This is a genomic window from Vibrio anguillarum (assembly GCF_001989995.2).
Taxonomy (GTDB): Bacteria; Pseudomonadota; Gammaproteobacteria; order Enterobacterales; family Vibrionaceae; genus Vibrio; species Vibrio anguillarum.
Genome location: NZ_JAHGUP010000139.1, coordinates 1 through 25,519, shown reverse-complemented (window position 1 = coordinate 25,519; position 25,519 = coordinate 1). Strand labels below are relative to the sequence as shown.

At 44.3% G+C, this 25,519-nt stretch carries 25 protein-coding genes and 2 tRNA genes; 17 read left to right on the top strand and 10 right to left on the bottom strand.

Going from position 1 to position 25,519, the window contains the following annotated elements:
- The first annotated feature begins 202 nt into the window (after positions 1-202).
- The 10 genes from ccmA to PL85_RS17770 all read left to right on the top strand — a co-directional run bounded on the left by ccmA (position 203) and on the right by PL85_RS17770 (position 8,098).
- The gene (gene ccmA / locus PL85_RS17815; protein WP_026027245.1) at positions 203-826 is read left to right on the top strand and encodes a cytochrome c biogenesis heme-transporting ATPase CcmA; all 624 of its coding nucleotides are present in this window, start codon (positions 203-205) and stop codon (positions 824-826) included.
- Positions 823-1,491 (top strand): heme exporter protein CcmB, encoded by a 669-nt coding sequence (gene ccmB / locus PL85_RS17810; RefSeq protein WP_013856375.1) that lies wholly within the window; start codon positions 823-825, stop codon positions 1,489-1,491. The genes ccmA and ccmB overlap by 4 nt, the downstream gene beginning before the upstream one ends.
- 111 nt (positions 1,492-1,602) lie before the next feature.
- Positions 1,603-2,355: a heme ABC transporter permease gene (locus PL85_RS17805; RefSeq protein ID WP_019280903.1), complete on the top strand. Its 753-nt coding sequence runs from the start codon at positions 1,603-1,605 to the stop codon at positions 2,353-2,355.
- A gap of 2 nt (positions 2,356-2,357) precedes the next feature.
- Positions 2,358-2,564, top strand: coding sequence for a heme exporter protein CcmD (gene ccmD, locus PL85_RS17800; protein ID WP_064625743.1), 207 nt, complete (start codon positions 2,358-2,360; stop codon positions 2,562-2,564).
- Complete coding sequence (gene ccmE / locus PL85_RS17795) at positions 2,561-3,046, top strand: cytochrome c maturation protein CcmE (RefSeq protein WP_013856378.1); 486 nt, start codon at positions 2,561-2,563, stop codon at positions 3,044-3,046. The genes ccmD and ccmE overlap by 4 nt, the downstream gene beginning before the upstream one ends.
- Positions 3,043-4,998: a heme lyase CcmF/NrfE family subunit gene (locus tag PL85_RS17790; RefSeq protein ID WP_017045241.1), complete on the top strand. Its 1,956-nt coding sequence runs from the start codon at positions 3,043-3,045 to the stop codon at positions 4,996-4,998. Before ccmE ends, PL85_RS17790 begins: the two co-directional genes overlap by 4 nt.
- Entirely contained in the window at positions 4,999-5,550 is a 552-nt protein-coding gene (locus PL85_RS17785; RefSeq protein WP_013856380.1) for a DsbE family thiol:disulfide interchange protein, read from the top strand.
- Positions 5,550-6,047: a cytochrome c-type biogenesis protein gene (locus PL85_RS17780; RefSeq protein ID WP_013856381.1), complete on the top strand. Its 498-nt coding sequence runs from the start codon at positions 5,550-5,552 to the stop codon at positions 6,045-6,047. The genes PL85_RS17785 and PL85_RS17780 overlap by 1 nt, the downstream gene beginning before the upstream one ends.
- Entirely contained in the window at positions 6,047-7,264 is a 1,218-nt protein-coding gene (ccmI, locus tag PL85_RS17775) for a c-type cytochrome biogenesis protein CcmI (RefSeq protein ID WP_013856382.1), read from the top strand. The genes PL85_RS17780 and ccmI overlap by 1 nt, the downstream gene beginning before the upstream one ends.
- 69 nt (positions 7,265-7,333) lie before the next feature.
- On the top strand, positions 7,334-8,098 hold the full coding sequence (locus PL85_RS17770) for an MlaA family lipoprotein (protein ID WP_088729022.1): 765 nt from the start codon (positions 7,334-7,336) through the stop codon (positions 8,096-8,098).
- Between the two features lie 33 nt (positions 8,099-8,131).
- Here PL85_RS17770 and PL85_RS17765 read toward each other — a convergent pair whose 3' ends face one another.
- The 3 genes from PL85_RS17765 to sodB form a co-directional block, all read right to left on the bottom strand.
- Positions 8,132-8,758, bottom strand: a complete 627-nt coding sequence (locus tag PL85_RS17765; RefSeq protein WP_370685854.1) for an SDR family oxidoreductase — start codon at positions 8,756-8,758, stop codon at positions 8,132-8,134.
- Positions 8,759-8,991: 233 nt separating this feature from the next.
- Positions 8,992-9,495, bottom strand: coding sequence for a VC2046/SO_2500 family protein (locus PL85_RS17760; RefSeq protein ID WP_174223799.1), 504 nt, complete (start codon positions 9,493-9,495; stop codon positions 8,992-8,994).
- 122 nt (positions 9,496-9,617) lie between these two features.
- Entirely contained in the window at positions 9,618-10,202 is a 585-nt protein-coding gene (sodB, locus tag PL85_RS17755) for a superoxide dismutase [Fe] (protein WP_010318866.1), read from the bottom strand.
- Between the two features lie 241 nt (positions 10,203-10,443).
- Here sodB and grxD point away from each other — a divergent pair, with 241 nt between their 5' ends.
- Complete coding sequence (gene grxD / locus PL85_RS17750) at positions 10,444-10,776, top strand: Grx4 family monothiol glutaredoxin (protein WP_094128991.1); 333 nt, start codon at positions 10,444-10,446, stop codon at positions 10,774-10,776.
- 84 nt (positions 10,777-10,860) lie between these two features.
- A complete protein-coding gene (locus PL85_RS17745) occupies positions 10,861-12,813 on the top strand; it encodes a DNA topoisomerase III (RefSeq protein ID WP_115339178.1) in 1,953 nt (650 codons plus the stop codon).
- Positions 12,814-12,887: 74 nt separating this feature from the next.
- On the opposite strand, the gene PL85_RS17740 is transcribed toward PL85_RS17745, so the two are convergent.
- Positions 12,888-13,115 (bottom strand): hypothetical protein, encoded by a 228-nt coding sequence (locus tag PL85_RS17740; protein WP_026028272.1) that lies wholly within the window; start codon positions 13,113-13,115, stop codon positions 12,888-12,890.
- 225 nt (positions 13,116-13,340) lie between these two features.
- Positions 13,341-13,431, bottom strand: a tRNA-Ser gene (locus tag PL85_RS17735).
- 525 nt (positions 13,432-13,956) lie between these two features.
- On the opposite strand from PL85_RS17735, the gene PL85_RS17730 reads away from it, so the two are divergent.
- The gene (locus tag PL85_RS17730) at positions 13,957-14,847 is read left to right on the top strand and encodes a formate dehydrogenase accessory sulfurtransferase FdhD (RefSeq protein ID WP_115339176.1); all 891 of its coding nucleotides are present in this window, start codon (positions 13,957-13,959) and stop codon (positions 14,845-14,847) included.
- A gap of 10 nt (positions 14,848-14,857) precedes the next feature.
- Positions 14,858-17,167: an FdhF/YdeP family oxidoreductase gene (locus tag PL85_RS17725; protein ID WP_115339175.1), complete on the top strand. Its 2,310-nt coding sequence runs from the start codon at positions 14,858-14,860 to the stop codon at positions 17,165-17,167.
- A 55-nt stretch (positions 17,168-17,222) separates the two neighbouring features.
- Here the strand turns inward: PL85_RS17725 and PL85_RS17720 are convergent.
- The 3 genes from PL85_RS17720 to PL85_RS17710 form a co-directional block, all read right to left on the bottom strand.
- A tRNA-Pro gene (locus tag PL85_RS17720) sits at positions 17,223-17,299 on the bottom strand.
- 62 nt (positions 17,300-17,361) lie between these two features.
- Positions 17,362-19,167: a DUF3413 domain-containing protein gene (locus PL85_RS17715; protein ID WP_115339174.1), complete on the bottom strand. Its 1,806-nt coding sequence runs from the start codon at positions 19,165-19,167 to the stop codon at positions 17,362-17,364.
- A 24-nt stretch (positions 19,168-19,191) separates the two neighbouring features.
- Positions 19,192-19,416, bottom strand: a complete 225-nt coding sequence (locus tag PL85_RS17710; RefSeq protein ID WP_013856392.1) for a YejL family protein — start codon at positions 19,414-19,416, stop codon at positions 19,192-19,194.
- A gap of 84 nt (positions 19,417-19,500) precedes the next feature.
- Here PL85_RS17710 and yejK point away from each other — a divergent pair, with 84 nt between their 5' ends.
- Together yejK and PL85_RS17700 are read left to right on the top strand one after the other, a co-directional pair.
- Entirely contained in the window at positions 19,501-20,502 is a 1,002-nt protein-coding gene (gene yejK / locus PL85_RS17705; protein WP_017042553.1) for a nucleoid-associated protein YejK, read from the top strand.
- 173 nt (positions 20,503-20,675) lie between these two features.
- On the top strand, positions 20,676-21,872 hold the full coding sequence (locus tag PL85_RS17700; protein WP_115339173.1) for an Hpt domain-containing protein: 1,197 nt from the start codon (positions 20,676-20,678) through the stop codon (positions 21,870-21,872).
- A gap of 110 nt (positions 21,873-21,982) precedes the next feature.
- Here PL85_RS17700 and nhaC read toward each other — a convergent pair whose 3' ends face one another.
- Complete coding sequence (gene nhaC, locus PL85_RS17695) at positions 21,983-23,419, bottom strand: Na+/H+ antiporter NhaC (protein ID WP_115339172.1); 1,437 nt, start codon at positions 23,417-23,419, stop codon at positions 21,983-21,985.
- Between the two features lie 422 nt (positions 23,420-23,841).
- Between nhaC and asd the strand changes: the two genes are divergently transcribed.
- Positions 23,842-24,972: an aspartate-semialdehyde dehydrogenase gene (gene asd, locus PL85_RS17690; RefSeq protein WP_026028273.1), complete on the top strand. Its 1,131-nt coding sequence runs from the start codon at positions 23,842-23,844 to the stop codon at positions 24,970-24,972.
- 113 nt (positions 24,973-25,085) lie between these two features.
- Here asd and PL85_RS17685 read toward each other — a convergent pair.
- Positions 25,086-25,519 (bottom strand): YchE family NAAT transporter (locus tag PL85_RS17685; RefSeq protein WP_215809362.1); only part of this gene is annotated, 434 nt, incomplete at its 5' end.

Below are 25,519 nucleotides of genomic sequence, written 5' to 3'. Positions count from 1 at the left end.
TTGTGTATAAGAGACAGGCCAATGGCTTCCCTCTCTAGTTTTGAATGTGGCTAAATGTAGCCACAAAGTAGTAAATGAGACAGAAAATAATTAAAAATTAACAGTTTCTTACCTAGTTTCGTGACTGGTAATAGTCTTATTATGTTTTGTCTTAGGTGTGGTGTGCTAATATAGCGGCTCAAATTTCTCGATTTAGATGCACATGCTTGAAGTAAATAACCTGACCGCAATTCGTGATGAAAGAGTTCTGTTTGAAGCACTTAGCTTTGTGATTCATGCTGGCGAATTGGTGCAGATTGAAGGACGGAACGGCACAGGTAAAACGACCTTACTACGAATTATTACCGGGTTAGGTGATAGAGAGGATGGTTCTATTTTGTGGAATGGCATGAATATTGAGTCTAATCGTGATGATTACCACCAAGATTTACTGTTTCTTGGTCATCAAACTGGGGTTAAGCGCGATTTGACGGCATTCGAGAATCTTCATTTTTATCAATCAGTGCATAATGCAGAATCGTCTTCTCAAGAGATATATCAAGCCTTGGCTAAAGTAGGTTTAGCTGGCCGAGAAGACGTGGCTGCAGGCCAGCTTTCTGCCGGACAACAGCGCCGAGTTGCGCTGGCTCGTTTGTGGCTCAGTCAACAAAAGTTGTGGATTTTAGATGAACCGTTAACTGCGATTGATAAGCAAGGTGTCAAAGTGTTGGAAGCCTTATTTCTAGCGCATGCGCAACAAGGTGGCATCGTTGTATTGACCACACACCAAGATATGTTTGCTAACTATCCGCAATTGCGAAAAATTAAATTGGGGCATGAGTCATGATCGTGACCATGGGGATGATCATCCGTCGTGAATTATTGATCGCTTTTCGACGTCAAGCCGATATTTTTAATCCACTGTGGTTTTTTATCATAGTGATCACCCTATTTCCGCTGAGTATCGGCCCAGAGCCTGCTTTGCTCGCCCGTATCGCCGCAGGTATTGTTTGGGTTGCGGCGTTACTGTCGGCGCTACTATCACTTGAGCGTCTGTTTCGCGATGATTTTCAAGACGGGTCGCTTGAACAAATGATGCTGATCCCAGTGCCATTACCCATAGTCGTTATTTCAAAAGTCGTGGCTCATTGGTTATTGACTGGACTGCCTTTAATTTTAATTAGCCCATTGTTAGCCGTATTATTGTCATTAGATTTTAATACGTGGCTTGCAGTTGTATTGACTTTGTTCATTGGCACGCCAACGTTGAGTTTTATCGGTGCTATTGGTGTTGCATTGACCGTCGGCTTGCAAAAAGGTGGCGTGTTGCTGAGCCTACTGGTCTTACCCTTGTATATCCCGATTTTAATCTTCGCTACATCAGCTATTGATGCAGCATCGCTTGGCATGCTCTACAACGGTCAATTGGCTGTTTTGGGGGCAATGTTTATGGGCGCGATAACATTAACTCCATTTGCTATTAGCGCAGCATTGAGAGTCAGCGTTAACTAAATTAAGTACGAACGATATTTTCAGCAATGCATTTGAGCGTTGCGTATCAACAACACAATAAACTGAGCAGACACATGCTCAGAAGCAATGAAGTAAGAGTGAGACAATACAATGTGGAAATGGCTCCATCCCTATGCAAAGCCTGAATCCGCCTATCGGCTATGTGGAAAGTTCCTGCCTTGGTTTGCAGGGCTCGCTATCTTATGCCTGGTAGTCGGTAATATCCTTGGTTTAGCTTATGCTCCGGCAGACTATCAACAAGGCGACAGCTTCAGAATCATTTACATTCATGTCCCTTCCGCCATTTGGTCAATGGGCATTTATATGTCGATGGCGATTGCGGCTTTCATTGGTCTAGTTTGGCAATTAAAACTGTCAGACATGGCCGCTGCTGCAATGGCGCCCATCGGTGCGGTATTTACGTTTATTGCGTTAATTACTGGAGCCATTTGGGGTAAACCGATGTGGGGAACTTGGTGGGTATGGGATGCTCGTCTGACGTCTGAGCTCATTTTACTGTTTCTCTATTTGGGAGTGATTGCGCTTTACCACGCTTTCGATGATCAAAAAACAGCCGCAAAAGCCGCAGGTCTGCTGGCCATCGTTGGTGTGATCAATCTACCTATCATTCATTTCTCCGTTGAGTGGTGGAATACCCTGCATCAAGGTGCCACGATTACTAAATTTGAAAAGCCTTCCATATCCAGTGACATGTTGTGGCCATTGCTGCTCAATATTTTTGGTTTTGCTTTCTTTTTTGCTGCGGTCACTATGGTCCGCTTACGCAATGAAATTATCAGTAAAGAGAGCCATCGCCCTTGGGTTATCGAATTGGCAACCCTTCAAACACAGAAAGGTAACTGATCATGCATTTTGACTCTTTGAGTGATTTCTTGGCGATGGGCGGTTACTCCGCCTATGTATGGAGTGCATTTGGCATTACCTTTTTATCCATGTTTATTTTACTGATGCTCAGCATCAAGCGTGGCAAAACCTTGTTGCAAGATGTGCAAGCAAAGGTTGCACGCCAAGCCAGAATTGATGCTGCAAAGCATATGGAGAACACCTTATGACCCCAAGACGTAAAAAAAGACTCACCATTATTTTGGCATTGATTATTGGGGCTGGTGCCACCATTGGTTTGATGTTGTATGCACTCAATCAAAATATGGACCTTTTCTATACGCCGACCGAGCTTGTACACGGTAAACCCGATGGGACAAAGCCAGAAGTGGGTCAACGGCTACGCATTGGCGGCATGGTGGTGGTGGGCTCTGTGAAAAGAGATCCGGGGTCACTAAAAGTAAGATTTCAGCTCCACGATGTTGGTCCAAATGTGACGGTCGAATATGAAGGCATCTTACCCGACTTGTTTAGAGAAGGTCAGGGTATTGTTGCGCAAGGCGTATTGAAAGATGCCACCACAGTGGAAGCGTTTGAAGTGCTAGCCAAGCATGATGAAAACTATATGCCACCGGAAATTGCTGAAGCAATGAAGAAAACGCATGAGCCGTTAACCTATAGCTCGGAACAAAAACAAGGAAGTGCTCAATGATTGTTGAAATAGGACATTTTGCCCTTATTGTTTCACTTGGGCTTGCCATATTACTCAGCTTACTTCCACTTGTTGGTGCTTCTAAAAACAATACCATGCTGATGAATACTGCGCGGCCATTAGCATGGGGAATGTTTTCATTGCTATTGGTCTCATTTAGCATTTTGCTGTGGGCATTTTATGTCAATGACTTCACGGTGCAATATGTGGCGAGTAATTCGAATAGTCAATTACCCTGGTATTACCGTCTAACAGCGGTGTGGGGGGCGCATGAAGGTTCATTATTGCTGTGGGTTTTAATTCAAGCAGGATGGACTGTGGCGGTGGCTACCTTTAGCCGTGGTATGCCTCAAGAATCTGTGGCGCGAGTCTTATCTGTTATGGGGCTGATCAGTGTTGGATTCTTGCTGTTTGTCATCGTGACTTCGAATCCATTTTTACGCACCTTACCCTATTTCCCAATTGATGGTCGTGACTTAAACCCGCTGCTACAAGATCCTGGGCTAATCATTCACCCACCTATGTTATACATGGGATATGTTGGTTTTTCAGTCGCATTCTCATTTGCGATAGCCTCTTTGATGACTGGGCGTTTGGATACTGCATGGGCCCGTTGGTCTCGTCCTTGGACAACTGCGGCGTGGTTATTTTTGACATTAGGTATCGCGCTAGGTTCGTGGTGGGCTTACTACGAACTTGGCTGGGGTGGCTGGTGGTTCTGGGATCCAGTAGAAAACGCGTCGTTTATGCCATGGCTTGCGGGAACGGCATTGATGCACTCACTTGCTGTGACAGAAAAACGTGGCACATTCAAAGCTTGGACAGTGTTACTGGCAATTTCAGCATTTTCGCTCAGTTTACTGGGCACATTCTTAGTGCGATCTGGTATTTTGGTTTCGGTACACGCATTTGCATCCGATCCCGCTCGTGGCCTGTTTATCCTTGGGTTTTTGGTGTTTGTCATCGGTGGCTCACTGCTATTGTTTGCCGTTAAAGGTGCGGCAGTGCGCGTCCGTGGCAATGCTGAATTGATCTCGCGTGAAAATGCGCTGCTCTCCAACAACATCTTATTAATCGCTGCATTGGTGGTGGTGTTGGTTGGCACCTTGTTACCTTTAATCCACAAGCAGATTGGCCTTGGTTCCGTATCAATAGGAGCGCCTTTCTTCAACATGCTGTTTGCATGGCTAATGGTGCCATTTGCATTTTTGCTGGGGATCGGTCCACTGATCCGTTGGAAGCGCGATAATTTTTCCAAGCTTTTGAAACCGATGTTGATTTGTGGCCTGATGGCGTTGATTCTTTCGGCGGTTATGGTGTACCTGCTAGCGGAACGCTTTAGCTTGATGGCATTTATCGGCTGGGTCATGGCGTTTTGGATCATCTTGCTACACGTTGTCGAGTTGCACCAACGTGCGACACATCGTCATAGCTTTATGATAGGGGTGACTAAACTACAACGTAGCCACTGGGCCATGATGTTAGGCCATGTTGGTCTTGCCGTTACTGTGATTGGTATTGCGATGGTGCAAAACTACAGTATCGAGCGTGATGTTCGTCTAGCACCTGGGGAATCTTTTGAAATCCAACAATATAACTTTTATTTCAAAGGGTTAAGAGATAAAGATGGCCCGAACTATGATGGTTATATTGCCGATTTTGAAATTACGCAGGATGGGCAATACGTGAATACACTCCATGCGGAAAAACGCTTTTATCGTACTGCCAAGTCAATGATGACTGAAGCGGCCATCGATCGTGGCATCACTCGCGATTTGTACATTGCAATGGGTGAGCGATTAGAAGATGGTCGTTCATGGGCGATCCGAATTTATTACAAACCATTTGTACGTTGGATCTGGGCTGGTGCTTTATTGATGTCATTAGGGGGTGCGTTAGCCATTAGTGACAAACGCTACCGCTTTAGAAAAAGCTCCCAACAGGAGGCGTAGATGAACAAGAAAATTCTATTTATTCCATTGGTGGCTTTTCTTGGTCTAGTTGCCGTGTTTGTTACTCAGTTGGTCAAAAATACCGAAGGTGATGATCCCACAAAATTGGAGTCGGTTCTGATTGGTAAGTCTGTGCCTGAATTTCGTTTGGAAGATTTAGCTGAACCCGGCAAGCTGTATGACCAAGCGATATTTAAAGGGGAGCCTTTGCTGCTGAACGTCTGGGCAACTTGGTGCCCGACCTGCTATGCCGAACATCAATATCTCAATCGGTTGGCGGGTGATGGTGTAAAAATTATAGGCTTAAATTATAAAGATCAACGAGATAAAGCGGTTCAATGGTTAAATGAGCTAGGTAATCCTTACTTGATCAGCCTGTTCGATGGTAATGGTATGCTAGGGTTAGATCTCGGCGTTTACGGTGCGCCGGAAACCTTTCTCATTGATGCCAACGGCGTTATTCGTTACCGCCATGTGGGGGATGTTAATCCAACCAATTGGCAAACAACTTTGCAACCTATGTATCAGAAACTTCTAGAGGAAGCGAAGTAATGAAGCGTTTTATATTATCGATCATTGCTAGCTTTGCTTTGGTATTTTCTGTGCAATCTGCAATTGAAGTGTACGAGTTTGATAATCCACAGCAAGAGCAGCAATTCAAAGAGTTGAGCAATACATTGCGTTGTCCAAAGTGTCAAAACAATACTATTGCCGATTCAAATGCTGCATTAGCACAGGACTTACGTAATAAAGTCTATGAAATGACCAAGCAAGGTAAGTCTGAACAAGACATTGTTGACTACATGATTGCACGTTACGGCAACTTTGTGACCTATAACCCACCGTTGACTTTGGCGACTTCCATCTTATGGCTAGGTCCTTTGAGTGTGGTGTTCCTGGGTTTTGGTTTTATTGTATTACGCAGCAAACGTCGTAAAGCATCAACCGCTCAAAGTGGTGAAGTTTGGGATGCCGAAAAGGAAGAGCGATTAAATCAGTTGCTCGCCGAAGACGCGGTTGATGATGAGAAGCATGGAGACAAACAATAATGACGTTTTTTTGGTTATCTACCCTCATTCTGACCTTCTTTGGTTGTGTCTTCATTGCACTGCCGATCCTCAAAAACAGAGCGAACAACGATGCAGCGCTGCGTGACGAATTGAACAAAGCGATCTTTAAAAACCGCCTTGCAGAGTTACACGAAGAGACGCAAGAAGGGTTGGTTGACAGCGAACAAGAGCTGATTGCTGATCTGAAACAGTCGCTATTGGATGATATTCCTGCGCAATCGGTGCAAGGAAATTCTTCACATGTGTCACCGATGGTTGTTTTGATCCCCTCGATTTTATTGGTCGTCATCTTAAGCTATGGCTTTTACCTAAAATTTGGCGCGGCTAGTCAAGTAGAGCAGTGGCAGCAAGTGAACGCTAACTTACCTGCACTCTCAAAAAAAATGATGTCACCAGAAGGTGCTGCCTTAAGTGATGATGAGATGAATGATCTCACACTGGCGCTGCGCACTCGTCTGCATTATCAGCCTCAAGATGCGACCGGGTGGTTGCTGCTTGGACGTATTGGACTTGCTAACAGAGATATAGAAACATCGATTGGCTCAATGAAGAAAGCGTATGCGTTAGATCCAAAAGATGCAGATGTGAAGTTGGGCTATGCGCAAGCATTAATGTTGTCACAAGATGAGCTTGACCAAAATCAAGCACGTGAAATTTTAACGGCATTAGTACAACAAGATTATGTTGATCTACGCGTGTTTTCACTACTTGCGTTTGATGCGTTTGAACGCCAGGATTACCCAGCGGCGATGAAGTATTGGCGATTAATGCAGCAGATGATTGGCCCTGAAGATAGCCGTTATGAGATGCTTTCGCGCAGTATTGAAAGAGCACAAAGCAAAATGCAGCCTAAAGCTATCGATGGGAAAATGGTTCCTGTCACCATCTCACTCGGTGATGGTGTGACTCTTGAACAAAATGCAGTACTCATAGTCTCTGTGCACAGTTCTGATGGTGCACCTATGCCTGTTGCCGCAGCGCGTTATCCACTGACTCAATTCCCTATTAAGGTTGTGTTAGATGATAGCAATAGCATGGTTCAGGGGCGGAAGTTATCCGACCTTGCACAGCTTATTGTTCGAGTACGCTTGGATACGGATGGCAATGTTTCAACCAAACAAGGTGATTGGTTTGGTGAAAGTGCTCCCATGAGCCTCGGTCAACCTGTTGAAGTTGTGATCAATAAGCAGTATTAATAGCACTTATATACAATTAACGTATTGATAGGCCGATGTCTCATCGGCCTTTATACATGGAAATAAATAATGATAAGCCGCCTATCCCGACTGATATGCCCTATGCTGTTCCTTTTCGTATTAGCAGGGTGTGCAAGCGCTCCGGATTCAACGTCAGCCGAATCAAATCAAACGCAGTCGGGCGATCCTTTTGAGGTTTTTAACCGATCAATGTGGACAATCAACTACGATTATATCGATCCATACTTGGTTCGCCCTGTTGCGATTGCCTACGTGGATTACATTCCACACCCAATTAGAAAAACGATCGCCAATGTTCTGTCAAACTTTGATGAACCTTCAAGCATTATCAACAACATATTGATGGGTAATGGCACGAAAGCCGTTGACCACTTTAACCGCTTTTGGATTAATAGCACCTTAGGCCTGTTTGGGATGATTGATATTGCGTCAGAAGCGGGCATCACCAAACACAATGAAAAAGCGTTTAGTGATGCGGTAGGTCATTATGGTGTTGGTAATGGTCCATATTTAATGATTCCTGGATACGGGCCCTACACGATTCGAGAAACCACAGATGTTGTGGATGGCTTGTATGTACCACTTTCTTATCTCAATGTCTGGGCTGGCCTAGGCAAATGGGCTCTTGAAGGATTGGAGACCCGAGCAAGGCTCGTTCCTCAAGAAGTGACGTTGGAAAACTCCCCAGATCCATATTCATTAACTCGCGATGTTTATTTACAACGCCAAGATTTTAAAGCAGAAATTGATACCCAAACGTATGATGAATCGGAAGAAGAGTATCTCGACGATTATCTGGAAGAAGGGTTTTAATCATACCCATGTAGGTCGGCCTTGTACTGCTAGCTAGGCCGACATCACACGTCCGCTAAAGTATTCGTTAGCGACGATGTATTCCGTATTGCGGATCAATTCATCTTGCAGCTCAGCCCAATGGGGCTTCTCATCTACATCACCTTTTGCGCTAGGCACTACGCCTCCGACCCTTATGTTGAAAGGGGTTAGTTCTTTTGCCCAACTCTGCGTGAAACCAGAAACCATAGAATTCGCATTTTCAATTCCCGCTAGGTCATACTCATCATTTTGAGAAATGACGTTCACAATCACACCGGGTTTGTTGTTAATACGCATTCGCTCAGCACTTGCTTGACCAAAAGTGAATAAAGTTGAGGCCATCATGGCGAGCTTCTGAAGGAAGACTTCAGCTCGTTGTTCACCTATCAAGGGGGGGAGGGATGCATTTGGCCAATTATTGACCAGCACATCCGGTGCCCCATGATAGGTTTGATCAATAAAATCGAACAGCCGATGGATCGTTTCTAAAGAGTAATCTGGTGTGTGGTAATAATGAACATCCTGAGAGATCGCTTTGCAACGAGCAAAGGTTTCCATTAACCCAAATTTGTCTTGGTCACACAAAATAATTTTTGCACCTAAATGTGCGAAATGAACGGCCAGCGTGCTACCAAGCATCGAACTTGCTGAAGTGATTAATATTATTGCACTTTTTATATCCATTGGGTGCCTCACCCTATTGTTTGTTTTATTGTTGTAGCGGGATTTAGTCTCAATAGGATGGTTGATTAACTGTGGGTAGGGTGTGAATAACATCAAATTACTCAGCCTAAGCGAGCGTGGTATGTGTTTTTTTTGGTCATACTCACATTCTGATCTAGAGAATGTCGTTTTGTGTTACATACAAGACATCAAACTTGGGTGCGGATCTGATCTCGCCGGTGGGCAACGGTGAGTTGAACCGACAGATCGGCAACTAAGAGCTCAACGTTTGAGGGGGAGGCAAGATGCCTTCGCTCATGTCCTGACAGATTAAGATATACCTCTTCGGGTAAATCATGCGTATCTTCAGGCAAATAGGCGAGTACTTCAGGAGTCAAGTAGTGGCTGAGTTTCGCACTGGCGAGTCCTCCGTGGTGGAAAAGCTCGGCCTGTTTTGCTGAAACAGCGTAAGAGCTTTGGTCGGAACGCAGTGCTTGAGGCTCCGTAAGCTCAAATCGCTTACGTAACAATTCATCGCTAGTGAGTGGGTTTTCAATACGTTCAACAGGAGTGTTGTCGCGTACATCGTTAGAAAACATCGACAGTATGAGTGCAAAGTCCGCACGGCGTCCTTGCTGGACAGCATGGCTTAGCCCCGAGCCAAATTGAAGCTCGTTTATAATACTGGCTTTATCTAATGTATGTACTTGCATTTGCCTCTCCAACCGATGCACTTTTAGCGGCGAGAAAGCAGATAACTTTAGATAAAATAACAAAAAAGCCTGCGATAAAGCAGGCTTTTCATATGACTAAATACCAATCCAAGGGGAAAAGGTTATTTTGCTAGGTTTTCTGCAACGAATGCCCAGTTAACCAGTGCCCAGAAACCATTCATGTAGTCAGGGCGTAGGTTACGGTAATCGATGTAGTAAGCGTGTTCCCACAGATCAACCGTCAGTAGCGGAGTCACACCTTCGTGAGTCAGTGGTGTGGCTGCATTTGAAGTGTTGATGATCTCTAAAGAGCCATCCGCATTTTTCACCAACCAAGTCCAAGATGAACCAAAGTTATTGATCGCTGAGTCAGTGAATTTTGCTTTAAAAGCTTCAAAAGAACCAAATGCGGCGTTGATTGCGTCTGCAACGGCACCTGTTGGTTCGCCACCTGCATTTGGTGCAAGGCAGTGCCAATAGAAGGTGTGGTTCCAAATTTGAGCGGCGTTATTAAACACGCCACCAGTTGAAGTTTTGATGATCTCTTCGAGAGATTTACCTTCAAATTCAGTGCCAGGGATAAGGCCGTTAAGCTTGACAACGTAAGTGTTGTGGTGCTTACCGTGGTGGAAATCTAGTGTTTCGGCTGAAATGTGTGGTTCTAGAGCGTCTTTAGCGTAAGGCAAAGCTGGTAATTCGAATGACATTGCTCGATTCTCCGTTGTGTAGAAAGAGTGAAAGTCTCTTTCAGTAGCTTCCAGATATTATAATGATATTCGTCGATACGACTGACTTGAAGGTATTTTAGCAAGTTTTTACTTTATTAAAAGTCCTAATATTGAAAATTGTTGTATAGGCAGGATATCCATAAATAATATGTGCTTTTTATTCTCTATTAATGATTTAGAATGTCAGTAACAAACCGCACTATCCCATTAAGAGGAAGCAATGGAAACTATTGATAAAATTAAACAGCAACTTGAAGAAAATGCCATTCTGCTATACATGAAAGGCTCTCCTAAGCTACCAAGTTGCGGATTTTCTTCTCAAGCTGCGCAGGCTTTGATGGCTTGCGGTGAGAAATTTGCTTATGTGGATATTCTGCAAAACCCAGATATCCGCGCTGAGCTGCCTGTATACGCACAGTGGCCTACTTTTCCACAATTGTGGATTGAAGGTGAGTTGATTGGTGGTTGTGACATCATTATCGAAATGTTCCAAAAAGGCGAACTGCAACCTTTAGTGAAAGAAGCCGCTGCACGTGCAGGCAATGAAGGGTAATACTGTATAAAATAACAGTTTTTCTTGATTTATTAAGGTCACATTGGTTAATGTGGCCTTATTTTTTTGCGTTGATTTGAGTTTATGACCCGTTTATTCATTGCTGAAAAGCCCAGCTTAGGGCGCGCTATAGCCGATGCTCTGCCGAAACCACACAAGAAAGATCAAGGTTTCATTCGTTGTGCGAATGGTGACATCGTTACTTGGTGTATTGGGCATTTACTCGAGCAAGTTGAGCCGGATGTTTATGATGAACGCTATAAAAAGTGGAATTTACTCGACTTACCTATCATTCCTTCACAGTGGCAGCTTAGACCGCGCAAAACATCGAGCAAACAGTTGACTGTGATTCGTCAGCTTTTGAAAGAAGCATCGCAAATTATCCATGCAGGAGACCCGGATCGCGAAGGGCAACTATTAGTTGATGAAGTGATTGATTATTGCAAAGTAAGCCAAAGTAAAAAAGAGCAAGCATTGCGGCTACTGATCAGCGATTTAAACCTTCCAGCCGTGCAGCGTGCACTGAAACAGATGCGCAGTAACCGCGAATTCATCCCTTTATCGGTTTCAGCGCTCGCGCGTTCAAGAGCCGATTGGTTGTATGGCATGAATATGTCACGGGCTTATACTTTGCTGGGGCAGAAAGCGGGCTATCAAGGTGTCTTGTCGGTTGGACGGGTACAAACTCCTATTCTAGGGCTTGTGGTACGTCGGGATGAGGAGATAGAAAACTTCATCCCGCGAGACTATTTTACATTACATGCGTTAATCCCTTATCAAACTGATCAAGTGGCGTTTGATATCCGTGCGCGCTGGAAACCCAGCGATGCTTGCCAGCCTTGGCAAGATGAAGAAGGGCGAGTCTTAAACCGCAAGTTGGTGGAAAATGTCGCACAGCGCATCGCAGGGCAACCCGCCACAGTGATTGAAGCCGAACAAAAGCAAACTAAGCAAGCCGCGCCGTTACCTTATTCCTTATCTGCACTGCAAATTGATGCATCGAAGCGCTTTGCAATGAGCGCCCAGCAAGTGTTAGACACTTGCCAATCTCTGTATGAGAAGCATAAATTAATCACCTATCCGCGCTCAGATTGTCGTTACTTACCACAAGAACATTACGCTCAAGCTTCGTCAGTAACTCAAGCTATCGCGTGCAACGCCAAAGAGTTGTTAACGGCGGTCAGTGGCGCAAACTTAGCTCTTAAATCCAAAGCATGGAACGATAAGAAAGTGGACGCGCACCATGCCATTATTCCCACACCAAAGCAGGCATCCGTCAATGCCTTGTCGGGAAATGAGATGAAAATATACCAATTGATTGCGCGCCAATACTTGATGCAATTTTATCCCGCCGCCGTGTACGCCGAAGCCAAGCTGGTGTTTGATATTGCGGGTGGCTTTTTTGTTGCGTCAGGGCGACAACTGGTTGAAACCGGTTGGAAGAGTTTGTTAGGCAAAGTCGATGAAGAAGAGAACGGAGTCGATACCGTTCCACCACTGAGTAAAGGGACGGTGCTGACGTGTCGAGAAGGGGAGATTCACGATCGAAAAACCGAGCCTCCTCGTCATTTTACTGAAGCGACTTTACTACAAGCGATGACGGGAATTGCTCGCTATGTTGAAGATAAAGAGCTGAAAAAAATCTTACGTGAAACCGATGGTTTGGGTACGGAAGCGACGCGAGCGGGGATCCTTGACACTTTATTCAAGCGGCAACTCTTAACACGTCAAGGTAAGCTGATCCTAAGCTCGCCAGCGGGAAGGGGTTTAATTCATGCGCTGCCAAATGAATCAACTTATCCGGATATGACCGCCCATTGGGAGCATCAATTGCAAGCGATGGCTGAACGTGGGCAAGCGTATCAACCCTTTATGCAAGTACTGCAAGAGCGCATTATTCAGATCATGGAACAGGCGAAATCGGGCGCAGTGCCAGAATCGCTTCGCTCATTGCCTAAAGTGGAGCGCCCTGCATTCAAACGAAAGACACGTAAATCCAGCAAAACCACGCGTTATCAACGTAATTCGGCTCAATAAAATGACATCAAAGAATCGGTCGCTAAGTAAGCAGAGGCCAGTGAATTAGGTAAGATGTTCACCGACCTGACGAGCTAATTATCACATTTTCGATAAAAAAGGCTGGTATCCCAATCGGTTACATTGTCAGTCACTTTGCCGACAAGTGGTAGTAAACGCCACGCCTCGCGCTCTTGAAAAGGGTGGCTTGTTATCACGGCAAAACCAGCAATACAGCATCTTCCACCTTTAGAACGGATAAACTGGGCAATCGAGCTGACCGCTTCTTCACTGTAGGATTCAATCTTATAGAGATGGCTCATACACTTCTCCTCTCTAACCATGCCATTAATTACGACATAACCGTTGAATAATGGAAAGCATATTTGATGCCAGTTTATAAAAAATACACCTTTGGTATGTGATGAATGGAGAGTGTACTTATCTAATGAATGGCAACTGGTGCGTGGAATAAAAAATCAGTATGAGAAAATGATGTTAATCAGATACGAAAAAGCCGCTGTAAAAACAGCGGCTTTTCTTAAAAGTGGCGGAGAGATAGGGATTTGAACCCTAGGATAGCTATTAACCATCGCCGGTTTTCAAGACCGGTGCTTTAAACCACTCAGCCATCTCTCCGTGTGGTGCGCATAATAGCGAGGCAATTTTACTTTGTAAAGTATTGAGCTGATCGTTTGCTGGTTTTGTATACAATTGCCGATAATTTCCCACTAATAGCTTGATTCTTAGCGCCTTGTTGGAGAAAAAACGTACATTAATGCGTACTTCGTTATGGCGCATTTTTGATTTGGTTGCTAGCTTAACGGTGAATTCTTACGATGTTTGCCTGATGCTCTCTTGTCGTATCAGGCTGCCGGAGTTTCATAAATGGAATGTTATTTCTTTTTTATGCTTTTATGTTCATATAATGCTCGAACCTCTGGGAATGACGGGTAACAAGCTAAAACTGGCAGGGAAATGGTACTAAATCTGAACCATAACCAAAAGATGGCTTTCTTGACCCTGCGCAAGGTGAGGAGTAATTTGCAGCTTCCTGTGTTTAAGGCACTACTTCCATTTCCAATCATTAAGTACAAAGTGTTTGCAGGAGTTTATCTTGCACTCACCTATGCTGATGATTGAAATCAGTCAATAAAAAGAACCATGCTAGAAGAAACGACAACCAATGACCCTCATGATGCTCAACCTGAGGGGACTGAACGCATTTATCGCCAACGTTTTGATTCCAAAATAGGGTTTCAAAATGAATACGATATTCTTGCTATTGAAGAGCCTTTACAAATCAGTTTGCAATGGAATGATACGGTTACTAACAAGCTGCATATCGAAGAGTGGAGCATGACAATGCGAACGCCCGGTGACGATGCTCATCTCATCGGTGGCTTACTTTACACGCAGCAAGTGATCGATTCATATGACCATATACTTAATATGGAATTGGTTGACGACGAATCACGGCATGGCCAGAATCGCTGGTTGGTCACGCTCAATCATCCATACACTGATGTGATTCAGCATCAGGCCCGTCGTTATATGAGCCAGTCGAGCTGTGGCATTTGCGGTATGACATCCATCCGATCCTTGAGTTTGAGGCGAGAAATTCGTGTTGATGATAGCCCGAAATGGCTCTCTTCTGATGTTGTTATTACGCTTCCTAATCTGCTTCTTGTTCATCAACCACTGTTTGCAAAAACGGGGGCGGTGCATGGTGCGGGTTACTTCGTGAATGACGAGTTGATTGCCGTTGCGGAAGATGTGGGTCGCCATAACGCAGTGGATAAGTTGATTGGTCGAATTTTGAGTGAGCAACGTTGGCACCCGCAAGGGGTATTGATTCTTAGCGGCCGAGTGAGTTTTGAGTTAATGCAAAAAGCGGCTATTGCTGGCATTTCAGTGGTGGTGGCTGTTGGTGCGCCATCACGTTTAGCGCTCGATATGGCGCGTCAGTTTGATATGACACTGATTGGTTTTATCAAAAAAAATCAGTTCAATATATACCATGGTCATGCACGTTTGCAGTCAGTGAAAGAGTGAGAAGAAGAATATGAGTATTAAACAATATACCGGTTCGGCTGGTGGTTGGGGAGCGCTAAAAAGCACCGCGCATCATCTATTGAAAAGTCATAATGTTGCCAAAAATATTTCCAATCTTTTAAAAACCAACCAAGACCATGGTTTTGACTGCCCAGGCTGTGCTTGGGGTGAAAAACATGTTCCAGGGCGTTTTCTTTTTTGCGAAAATGGCGCTAAGGCCGTAAACTGGGAAGCCACTTCTCGACGCGTTGGGGCGGATTTCTTTAAGCAATATTCGGTCACTTGGCTCAATAAGCAGAGTGACTATTTTCTCGAATCTCAAGGGCGTTTAGCGGAACCAATGCGCTATAACGCTCAAACGGATCACTATGAGCCAATCAGCTGGGATGAGGCGTTTGCACTGGTTGCACAGCACCTCAATCAACTCGCTAGTCCAAATCAGGCGGAATTTTATACATCAGGCCGCGCGAGTAATGAAGCTGCATTTCTATACCAGTTGTTTGCGCGCCGGTTTGGTACCAATAATTTTCCTGATTGCTCAAACATGTGCCATGAAGCTACGAGCGTCGCCTTGGTTCGCTCGATTGGCATTGGTAAGGGAACTGTGACTATTGAGGATTTTGAAGAATCCGATGCGATTCTTTTATTTGGACAAAACCCAGGAACGAATCACCCTCGTATGTTGGAAACACTGGCGTCAGCCTATAAGCGTGGGGCTCGGGTTGTTGCGTTTAATAATTTAAAAGAACGAGGGTTGGAGCGTTTTACTAACCCGCAAAATCCTTTTGAAATGTTAAGCAATGGCTCAACACCGACCACTAGCCATTATTTCACTCCTAAATTAGGCGGAGATATGGCGGCGGTTCGTGGCTTGGTGAAAATTCTTCTTGCTCGTCATCAGCAAGCACAGGCCTGCGGTGAATCGATATTCGACCTTGATTTCATTGCCCAGCATACCGAAGGGATGGAGTCTTACTTAGCCATGGTGCAGGCTACGTCGTGGCCAAGTATTATTGAGCAATCGGGGCTCACGCAACAAGAGCTAGAGCTGGTGGCAGATATCTATCAAGGCGCTAAACGCGTGATCGTGACTTGGGCGATGGGGGTGACTCAGCATAAGCATTCGGTGGCAACCATACAAGAGTTGGTCAATCTACAATTACTGTTTGGCCAAATTGGTAAGGATGGTTCTGGGGTATGTCCTGTCCGTGGCCACTCAAATGTGCAAGGTGACCGCACGGTTGGAATTAATGAAAAACCGCCGGTATTTCTACTCGACAATATTGAAAAAGTACTGGGCTTTACGCCACCAAAAGCGCATGGACATAATGTAGTTAATGCTATTGAGGCGATGCTACGGGGTGAAAGTAGAGTCTTTATCGGTTTAGGGGGAAACCTCGTTGCCGCTGCGCCCGATACCGAGCGTGTCGCGCAAGCAATGAAAAACTGTAATTTGACCGTAAACATTGCGACTAAACTGAATCGGAGCCATGTCAACCCGGGCAAGGATGCGTTGATCCTGCCTTGTTTAGGTCGGACCGATATTGATATTCAGGCTCAGGGGCCACAGAAAATTACCGTTGAAGACTCATTCTCCATGGTTCATGCCTCTTCTGGGCGAATTGATGTTACAGGAGAGATGATGCGCTCAGAGCCGGCCATTATCGCAGGAATGGCAAAAGCGACCTTAGGGGAGGGAAATCCAATTGATTGGCAATCCATGGCTGATAATTACGATAACATTCGAGATTTGATTGAAAAGATTATCCCAGGATTTGCCAATTTTAATCAGAGGCTCAAAGGGCCTGGCGGTTTTTATCTTGGTAATTCAGCGCGTGAATTTACTTGGAAAACGCCCACAGGAAAAGCGCAGATAAGCAGTAATGCACTTCCTGAATCTATCGTTCCGCTCAAAACTCAGCAGATGACCAAGAAACCGATTTTTGTGTTGCAGACGATACGTTCGCACGATCAGTACAACACCACGGTTTACGGTTTGGATGATCGTTACAGAGGTGTATTTGGTGAACGTAATGTCATTTTCATGAATGAAAAAGATATTGAGCAGCTGCAATTAAAAGCGGGTGAACGAGTCGATATTGAGACACTGTGGGATGATGGTATTAAACGTGAAATTTTGGGCTTCAAAGTGGTCGCCTATGTAATTCCTCAAGGGAATGTAGCGGCCTATTTCCCTGAGGCAAATGCACTCATTCCATTGAGCAGTAAAGGGGACTTTAGTGATACCCCGACATCAAAATCTGTTGCCGTTGTCATTCACCCAACCAAAGTTGCGCCCCTGTTAGTCCAAACAGACTAAAAAATAAGATACTAAAGCAAAAAAGAGAGCCGAAGCTCTCTTTTTTGTAGGTGTATGGTCGGACTGAGAGGATTTGAACCTCCGACCCCCGACACCCCATGACGGTGCGCTACCAAGCTGCGCTACAGTCCGATTGGCGTAATCTAATCATTTATCCCTTTAGCGTCAAGAGATAATCTTGCTAACGGCCTGATTTAATTGTCTTTGGCGTAAAATCTCTGCAATTCGGTTAAGCCTTGCATCAGTACAGGCAACGCTGGGCTAGAGTCTTTCTGACGTTGATAGTTTTCGTCAAACAGCTTGAAGTTGCCAAATTTATCAATGAGGGTGGTTTGGGTATCAGTAATCAAGGCTAATTCACGGGCATCACCGGCTAAAATCCACTTCCTTTTGTTTTCATCAAACAAGTTTCTACCACTGCTGAATTCAATAGGGTTGGATGAAGCACCTAATAGATCCTGTAAAAGCGTGACTGAAAAATCTAAGTGACTTGAACGGTGTGAGTATTCCCCTGCCATTTTTCCTGGCCAATGGATGATCATCGGCACTTGTAACTGGTATCGGCTGTAATTGCTGTTAGCACCCCAGCTGTTGGTTTTTGTCTCGTTAAACTCCGCGCCATGATTTGAGGTGATCACAATCAGCGTATTGTCTTGCAATTGTAATTCGTCAATCTTAGTGAGCAGCAGACCTATTTCTTGGTCGGCTGCATTGACCGAGTTATTGTAACCAGCACGCAGGCGATCGCTGGCACTACCTTTACTTGACCGAGGGTCAAAGTCATTAAAGTTGTCAACGGTCGTCAATTCCAAATAGCTGAACCAGGGTTGTTCGGTTTGCTCGGATACCCATTTATGCCAGCGTTGTATAGTTTGGTTATCTGTGCTCGATTCTTGATCAAAAGGAGCTTTAGAGACCGTTAAAGTGCGGAAAATCGTCTCTTCGTATAAGGTGTCGTCAAAATTATCGCCACTAAAGAGGCCAAACTGATAATTCTGTTTTTTCAATACATCTATCAGTATCGGAGGGGTACCTTGTGAACGAATGGCGTTGGCATAACTGCTTGGAAATCCATAAAATAAGCCAAAGATCCCAAACATGTCATTACTCGAGCTGTAATGATTATTAAACTTCAAATTTTCTGTCGCAAATTGGTAAGTGTTGGGCATGATTTCAGCTGTCAGCACATCACTTCTTAAATTATTGACACTCACTAGCAAAATATTGAGATTATTTGCTCTGCGGCCAAATTGAAGAGGCTCAAGAGGATAACGAACAATGTTAAGGTTCTCTTCATTATCCTTCAAACGCTTTAAGTACACATCACGATCAAATAGACCGTGTTTTTCCATGAACGATTTTGCCGTCATTGGATACGAGAGCGGGAAGTTTGATTTTTGGCTGGTCACTGATGTTTCTAAATACGCATCAGACCAAACGTAAATAAGGTGGCTGGTAATAAAACTAATGAAAAATACCGCCGCGATGGGCCGGCCAACGTGTTTATGCGATAGTTTTCGCTGCTTACGCCAAACCCACTCCGAAAGCCCAAGTTGTAAGAGGAAAATGAGCGGCATGACCACAAACAGATGCTGTAAGTCGGCGGTGATAGCGCTGGTCTCATCGCTAAAAAGCAGTTCCCATACAATCGGTGTTAAGTGCAGGTTGATTGCTTGATAAGCTTGGGTATCGATTAATAAGAGTGTGAGTCCTAACGTTGCAAAACAGACCGCCACGAAGCGAAATAGTTTGCGCGACGGAATGATGAATGTCAGAGGGAATAAAACCAGCAGATAGAGTGCAAAGACCAAAAATCCAAAATGGCCGACCCAAGACACAGCTAAATAAAACTGCCCCAACAAGGTTTCAGGCCATGGTGATTGTACGATATATCGAGTACCAATAAGCATTGCTGCAATGATATTGAAGAAAGCAAACCAATGCCCCCAACCAACCAACCGTGATACGCGTTCACCGTATGTATTTTCGCTATCTGCCATGTGATTTTCTATCTATGCATTCTATTAGTGAGTAGTAGTTTCTAAAGACGACATCAATGCCTGAGCAAATTTTTCCGCAATCGCCTTACGCTGTGAAGCGGCAACGTTTTGGTTTAAGACATTCGTTGCAATGTTTCCCGCAATCATGAGAGTAAGCTCAGGGGAAGCACTATGTTTAGCGAGGATGGCAGCAACTTCTGTCAGGATATTTTCAATTCTTTCGTCGCTGTATTTAGATGTAATAGGCATAAAGACTCTAATGATGATAGTAAAAGCGGCTTATGATAACCTACAATGCCTTACAACTGAAACCAGAACGATGATAATTTCACTATGAGTCTTCACCTTTCCAACGTGATTTTGCACCAATTAAGCAAAAACGAGCAAGATGAGTTGGTGGTTAAATACCGCTCTCAATCTTTAGATAATGATACGTCTGCCGAAAATTTAGTGGCTGAGTTGCATCGCGTGTTTAATTCGAAAGCGAGCAAAGGTTTTGGTTCGTTTAAGTCGGACAGTGATTTTCAAACTTGGTTGCAAGAACTTCGTCAAGGTGAGCGTGATTTTTACGATTTTTCACAAATCAGTGCTCAACGGCTGAAAGATGAATTATCAAAGTATCCGTTTGCTGATGAAGGGATCTTAGTGATGGCCGAATATCAGTCACTGGCTACTGATTACCTATTTATTGGGCTTTTACCTCTCAACCAAAGTTTGAAAGTAACAGAGGGGCTCGACATTAGCGCGACAGATTATCTTGATATCAACAAAATGGATATCGCGGCGCGTCTTGACCTCTCAAGTTTTGAAACGGACAAAAACTCAAACCGCTACCTTGCCTATATCAAAGGTCGCGTTGGTCGAAAAGTGTCGGATTTCTTTCTTGATTTTCTGCAAGCCGATGTCGGGTTAGATACCAAAGTGCAAAATCAAGTACTGATGCAAGCGGTACAGGATTTTTGCACGGATTCTAAGCTAGAAAAAGATGAAGCGATCGGTTACAAGAAGCAGGTTTACGATTACTGCAATGAGCAAATTAAAGCCGGTGAAGAGGTTCATATTCGTGAGTTGTCTGGTGAATTACCTGCTAGCCAAGACGGCACGGGTTTTTTCGAATATACGCAGGCACATGGCTATGAACTGGAAGAGAGCTTTCCTGGTGATCGTTCTACCGTGCGTAAACTGACCAAGTTTGTCGGTGCAGGGGGCGGTTTGAATGTGAGCTTTGATAGCTTGTTATTGGGAGAGCGTATTTTTTATGATCCTGAAAGCGACACGTTAACCATCAAAGGCACGCCACCGAATTTAAGAGAACAGTTAACGCGCCAGCGTTAATCGTTTACCACTAAGAGAGCTTGATATGGCTCTCTTTTTTGTCTTTTCTCCCGATGTACAACTCAGCACGGTCCAAACTTTAGGTTTATGCTTGTATTAATTACAAGTACAAATTGGTAATCACAGTGTTTGGGCAAAAGAAATCAAAACGATTCAGCGTGAGATCGTATGGAGTGATTCTGTTTGGTTGGTTAATCTCCGTTGGTCTTGTGTTTTGGCAAAGCCATTTAAGCTACCAAGCCATGCATGCGGTGAAAGAGTTACATTACAGTGTTGAAGAACTTAAAAGTTCACTCTATTTTAAAGAGCCTTATCGTTCGACGCGAGCGAATGATATCGCGCTGAATGTGCAGCTACTCTATTCACTTAGGCTACAGCTGGAAGTTGAGCACCGAGATTTTTCATGGCGACCAGATATTCAGCAATTGCTCCATGTGACTGATCGCTATATCACACTGACCAAATCGTATTTGTCGATTGAGCTTAATATTCAACCCTTGGTTGAACGCCTACAAGTGCTGCGCGATAATCCCACTAATTCAGAACAACTCAAGCAAATGTATGTGGTGTTAGGCGCTTATGTATTTGAAGCGATGTTCAGTGACACTGAGCAAAATCCGGGGATCTATCGAGCATTAGATAAACTCTATGTGGATGGGCAATCTTTACCAGCCATTCAGAAAAAAGAGTTAGAGCAGACATTAGCACAAGCGTCTGATTTACTGAATCAATACGCCCAAGGTGCACGTTTGGTCGACAATTTAATCAATCACTCTATTTACAATCAGCTTATCCATGTTGAAAACCAATACCATCGTCTTTTAAACATCTATGCTTATCTTGTCATGGGGTTAAGTGGTGGTGTTATGCTATTGCTGGGTTGGTTGATGTTTCGGTCATCAGTTTTAACTCGTTCTCATGTTAATAAAGTTCCCAGTGCTGCGAAAGAGGATGCGTCATCTGAGATAAATCCGAGTCGTGTTTTGTCTACAGAAGAACCACAGGTGGAAACATCGGATCTTTCTGATGATTTGGCCATCGATATTGAATCCATGCTCATAACTCTCAATGGCGATGTTGAGTCTGTCACTCTACTGTTGAGCGTATTTATACAAGATCATCAGCATGATGCCACTGAATTGAAAAGATTGGTGCATTCTGATTTGGAGGCTGCTCAGCGCCGAGCACATAGCCTGAAAGGCGTCGCGGGCAATCTTGGTTGCCGTTCTCTCAAGCAGATAGCGTCAGAAATAGAGTTGCGACTTAGTCAGAAGCAACGACCTACGGAGAAGCAATTGGAGTTATTAACGACGCAATTAGCGGCCGCTATAGCCAGAGCACAACACTACCTTGATCAAAGAAAACGATAAGCCAGTTCTATCGTGTCAGCTTTAAATGGTGATTCTGCTTGTAGTAAAAAAGAGCTCAGTTGAGCTCTTTTTTAATGGTTTTTTAGTTCAATGACTTTTGCAATACTCTGCTAGGCTGACTGTTGGTTGAGAGCCGATGCTTGTTCAGTACTGTCTGCTGGTGCAGTAGGTTCACATTTATCAACAAACCAACCCATGTAAGAGGTAAAAATGGTCACCAAAATACAGACAAAGCTTAGCCACATAAAGGGGGCATATGAGAGCGTTGCAACGCCTAGAATGCTCGCCATATAGATGCCATTATCGCTCCATGGCACCATACCGGAGGTGAGCGTGCCACCAAATTCAGCGTTACGTGATAGGTTCTTACGCTGATAGCCTAAACGGTCATAGTTCTTGGCACAGATTTTAGGGGTCAGGATGAGTGAAACATACATGGCTGAGCCAAAAACGTTGCCCATAAATGCAGTACCAATAGTACTGGTTGCCAGTGAACCTGCGCTTGTCACGCGGCGCTCAAACAGTTTTGCGATGGTTTCAAGCACACCCACTTTATCCAGCAATCCACCAAACCCGAGACCAAAGACAATCACGGCAACAGAACCAAGCATAGAGGACATGCCGCCTCGGTTTAAGATTGAGTCAATGAAGCCAACGCCAGATTCAATATTGTAAGGTGCCCATGCGGTATTGAAAGCTTGCAAGAAGTCTACGTCTTGGATCATCACAGCCCAAATGATGCCCAGCAAAGAACCAAAGCTAATTACAGGAAACGAAGGCATTCTCATCGCAAGCAAGCCAAGTACAATCAGCACTGGCACAAAAGAGTATGGGGTAATGTAAAACTGCTGTTCCATCGCCTCAATCACGCTTTGTACTTGAGACATGTCTACGTTACCCGCATAGTGGAAACCAAATAAGGTAAACATGATACCCGTGATCACGTAGCTGATAAGCGCTATCGGCAGCATACCTTTAATGTGCTCCATCACTTCAACGTTAGACATCGAAGACGCCAGAATAACGGAATCAGATAATGGCGACATTTTGTCACCAAAGTAACAACCTGAAAGTACTGCGCCAGCGGTGATTGGTGCTGGAACGCCAAGACCTTGACCAATCCCCATCATGGCAATCCCCGCGGTACCAGCTGCACCCCATGAGGTTCCAGTTGCTAAAGCGGTGAGAGAACAGATGATCATCGTTGCAAGAAGGAAAATAGAAGGATGGATTGCTTGAAGACCGTAGTAAATGATGGTCGGCACGATCCCGCCGGAGATCCAAGTACCAACTAATGCGCCAACAGCTAAAAGTATCAACACGGCACCTAAACCATTAGAAATACCATTCAGTGCTGCTTTTTCTAATTCTTTATATTGGTGACCTAAACGAACACCGAGCACAATAATGATGAACCAGCCAATGTATAAGGCCAGTTGGATCGGGAGATCGAGTTGAGCTGTAAACGAAAACGCGAGTAACAAAAACAAGCCTAGAGCAGTAATTACTTGAATTAAGCTAGGTAGGCGTTGAGGGGCTTGCGTCATAAAAGAGCCTCTTGTCAGATTTATGATCTAAGGACAGAACGGTGCCCTTATTGAGTTCGATCGCACTTTACAATAGTTAGCATAATATATCGACATCAAACACCTCGGATGTGATTTATGTCGTTCAAGTGGTTAATCTTCGATGTTAAATGTTGATAATAGTTAAATTTAATGGTTATAAATGTTTTGTAGTGTGGGCTTTTTGTGTAACAAGAACGTGATTATTTAGCGTTTCGTTGATTATTGAATGCTGAATCATAGTGCGGTTGAGTGATTTTTAGGCTTAAATGTGTTTTTTACAAAACTGGCTACGCAGAAAGAAAAAGTTACCACTTTTACTAAGAAAGTCTTGAGATTTTATGCTGAACCACTTATAGATGGAGCAATAAATTTTCATTTTAGATACATGGAGAGTGAGCGCGATGAGAGTAGGTTTAGTGGGTTGGCGTGGTATGGTCGGTTCTGTACTGATGCAGCGTATGGTCGAAGAAAATGACTTTGACTTGATCGAACCGGTTTTCTTTAGCACATCTCAAATTGGTATTCCTGCACCAACGGTGCCTTCCAAGAAAGGCAATCATCACACAGGGTTACTGCAAGATGCTTACGATATTGATAGCCTCAAACAATTAGATGCCATCATCACCTGTCAAGGTGGTAGCTATACTGAAAAAGTGTACCCAGCTCTGCGTCAAGCGGGTTGGAAAGGTTACTGGATTGATGCTGCATCTACCTTACGGATGGATAAACAATCAATCATCACTTTAGATCCAGTTAACTTGACACAAATTCAGCACGGCATCCATTCAGGAACCAATACCTTTGTTGGCGGTAACTGCACAGTCAGTTTAATGCTCATGGCATTAGGCGGCCTTTATGAGAAAGGTTTGGTCGAGTGGATGAGCGCAATGACCTACCAAGCAGCTTCGGGTGCTGGCGCTCAAAATATGCGCGAGTTGATCTCGCAAATGGGAGTAATTAACGATGCGGTGAGCTCTGAATTGGCTAATCCATCGAGCTCAATTCTTGATATTGACAGAAAAGTAGCTGAAACCATGCGATCACCTTCTTTTCCTACCGAGCAGTTTGGTGCACCACTAGCGGGTTCATTAATCCCTTGGATTGACGTCAAACGCGACAATGGTCAAAGCAAAGAAGAGTGGAAAGCGGGCGTTGAAGCTAATAAAATTCTGGGACTTCAATCGTCACCGATTCCGATTGATGGAACCTGTGTTCGTATTGGCGCAATGCGCTGCCACTCACAAGCATTAACCATCAAGCTGAAGAAAAATGTTCCGCTTGATGAAATCGAAGAGATGATCGCTACGCACAATGATTGGGTGAAAGTTATTCCAAACGAGCGCGATATTACCGCACGTGAATTGAGCCCTGCCAAAGTCACTGGCACCTTGTCAGTTCCCGTAGGACGTTTGCGTAAAATGTCTATGGGTGATGATTTCTTAAATGCGTTTACGGTGGGTGACCAATTATTGTGGGGAGCTGCTGAGCCGCTTCGCCGTACTTTGCGGATCATTCTGGCTGAAAAACAGTAAAGATGGATCTCGGTTTAAAACTACCTGAGTAAAAATAAAAAAGGGGCGCTTTATGCAAAGCGCCCCTTTTTTTATGCTTTTTATCTGTAGTAACAGTGACGATGTTAACGCGGTTATGCAAGGCCAGGAAATAAATTTCTGAGCCCATTGGCAATAAACTCAATACCGAGTGCGCCTAGTATTAAACCCATGATCCGCGTAATCACGTTGATACCCGTTTGACCTAAGAAGCGGACAATATAGGGGGCTGAGCGAAACAGCAGCCAAGAGCTTAAACTAAATAACACCACAGTGATTATAATGCCCACGGTATCGAACATGCTTGGGTAGCGAGAGCCATACACTATGGTTGAACTGATGGCACCCGGTCCTGCCATTAAAGGCATGGCGAGTGGCACAACCCCAATTTGTTCACGGCTAATGTATTCAGATTTCTCTTGTTTGTTTTGTTTATCTTCACCCAATTTACCGCTCATCATCGAAAACGCGATGCTCAGCAGCAATAGGCCACCAGCTACTCGAAACGAATCTAAAGAGATACTAAACA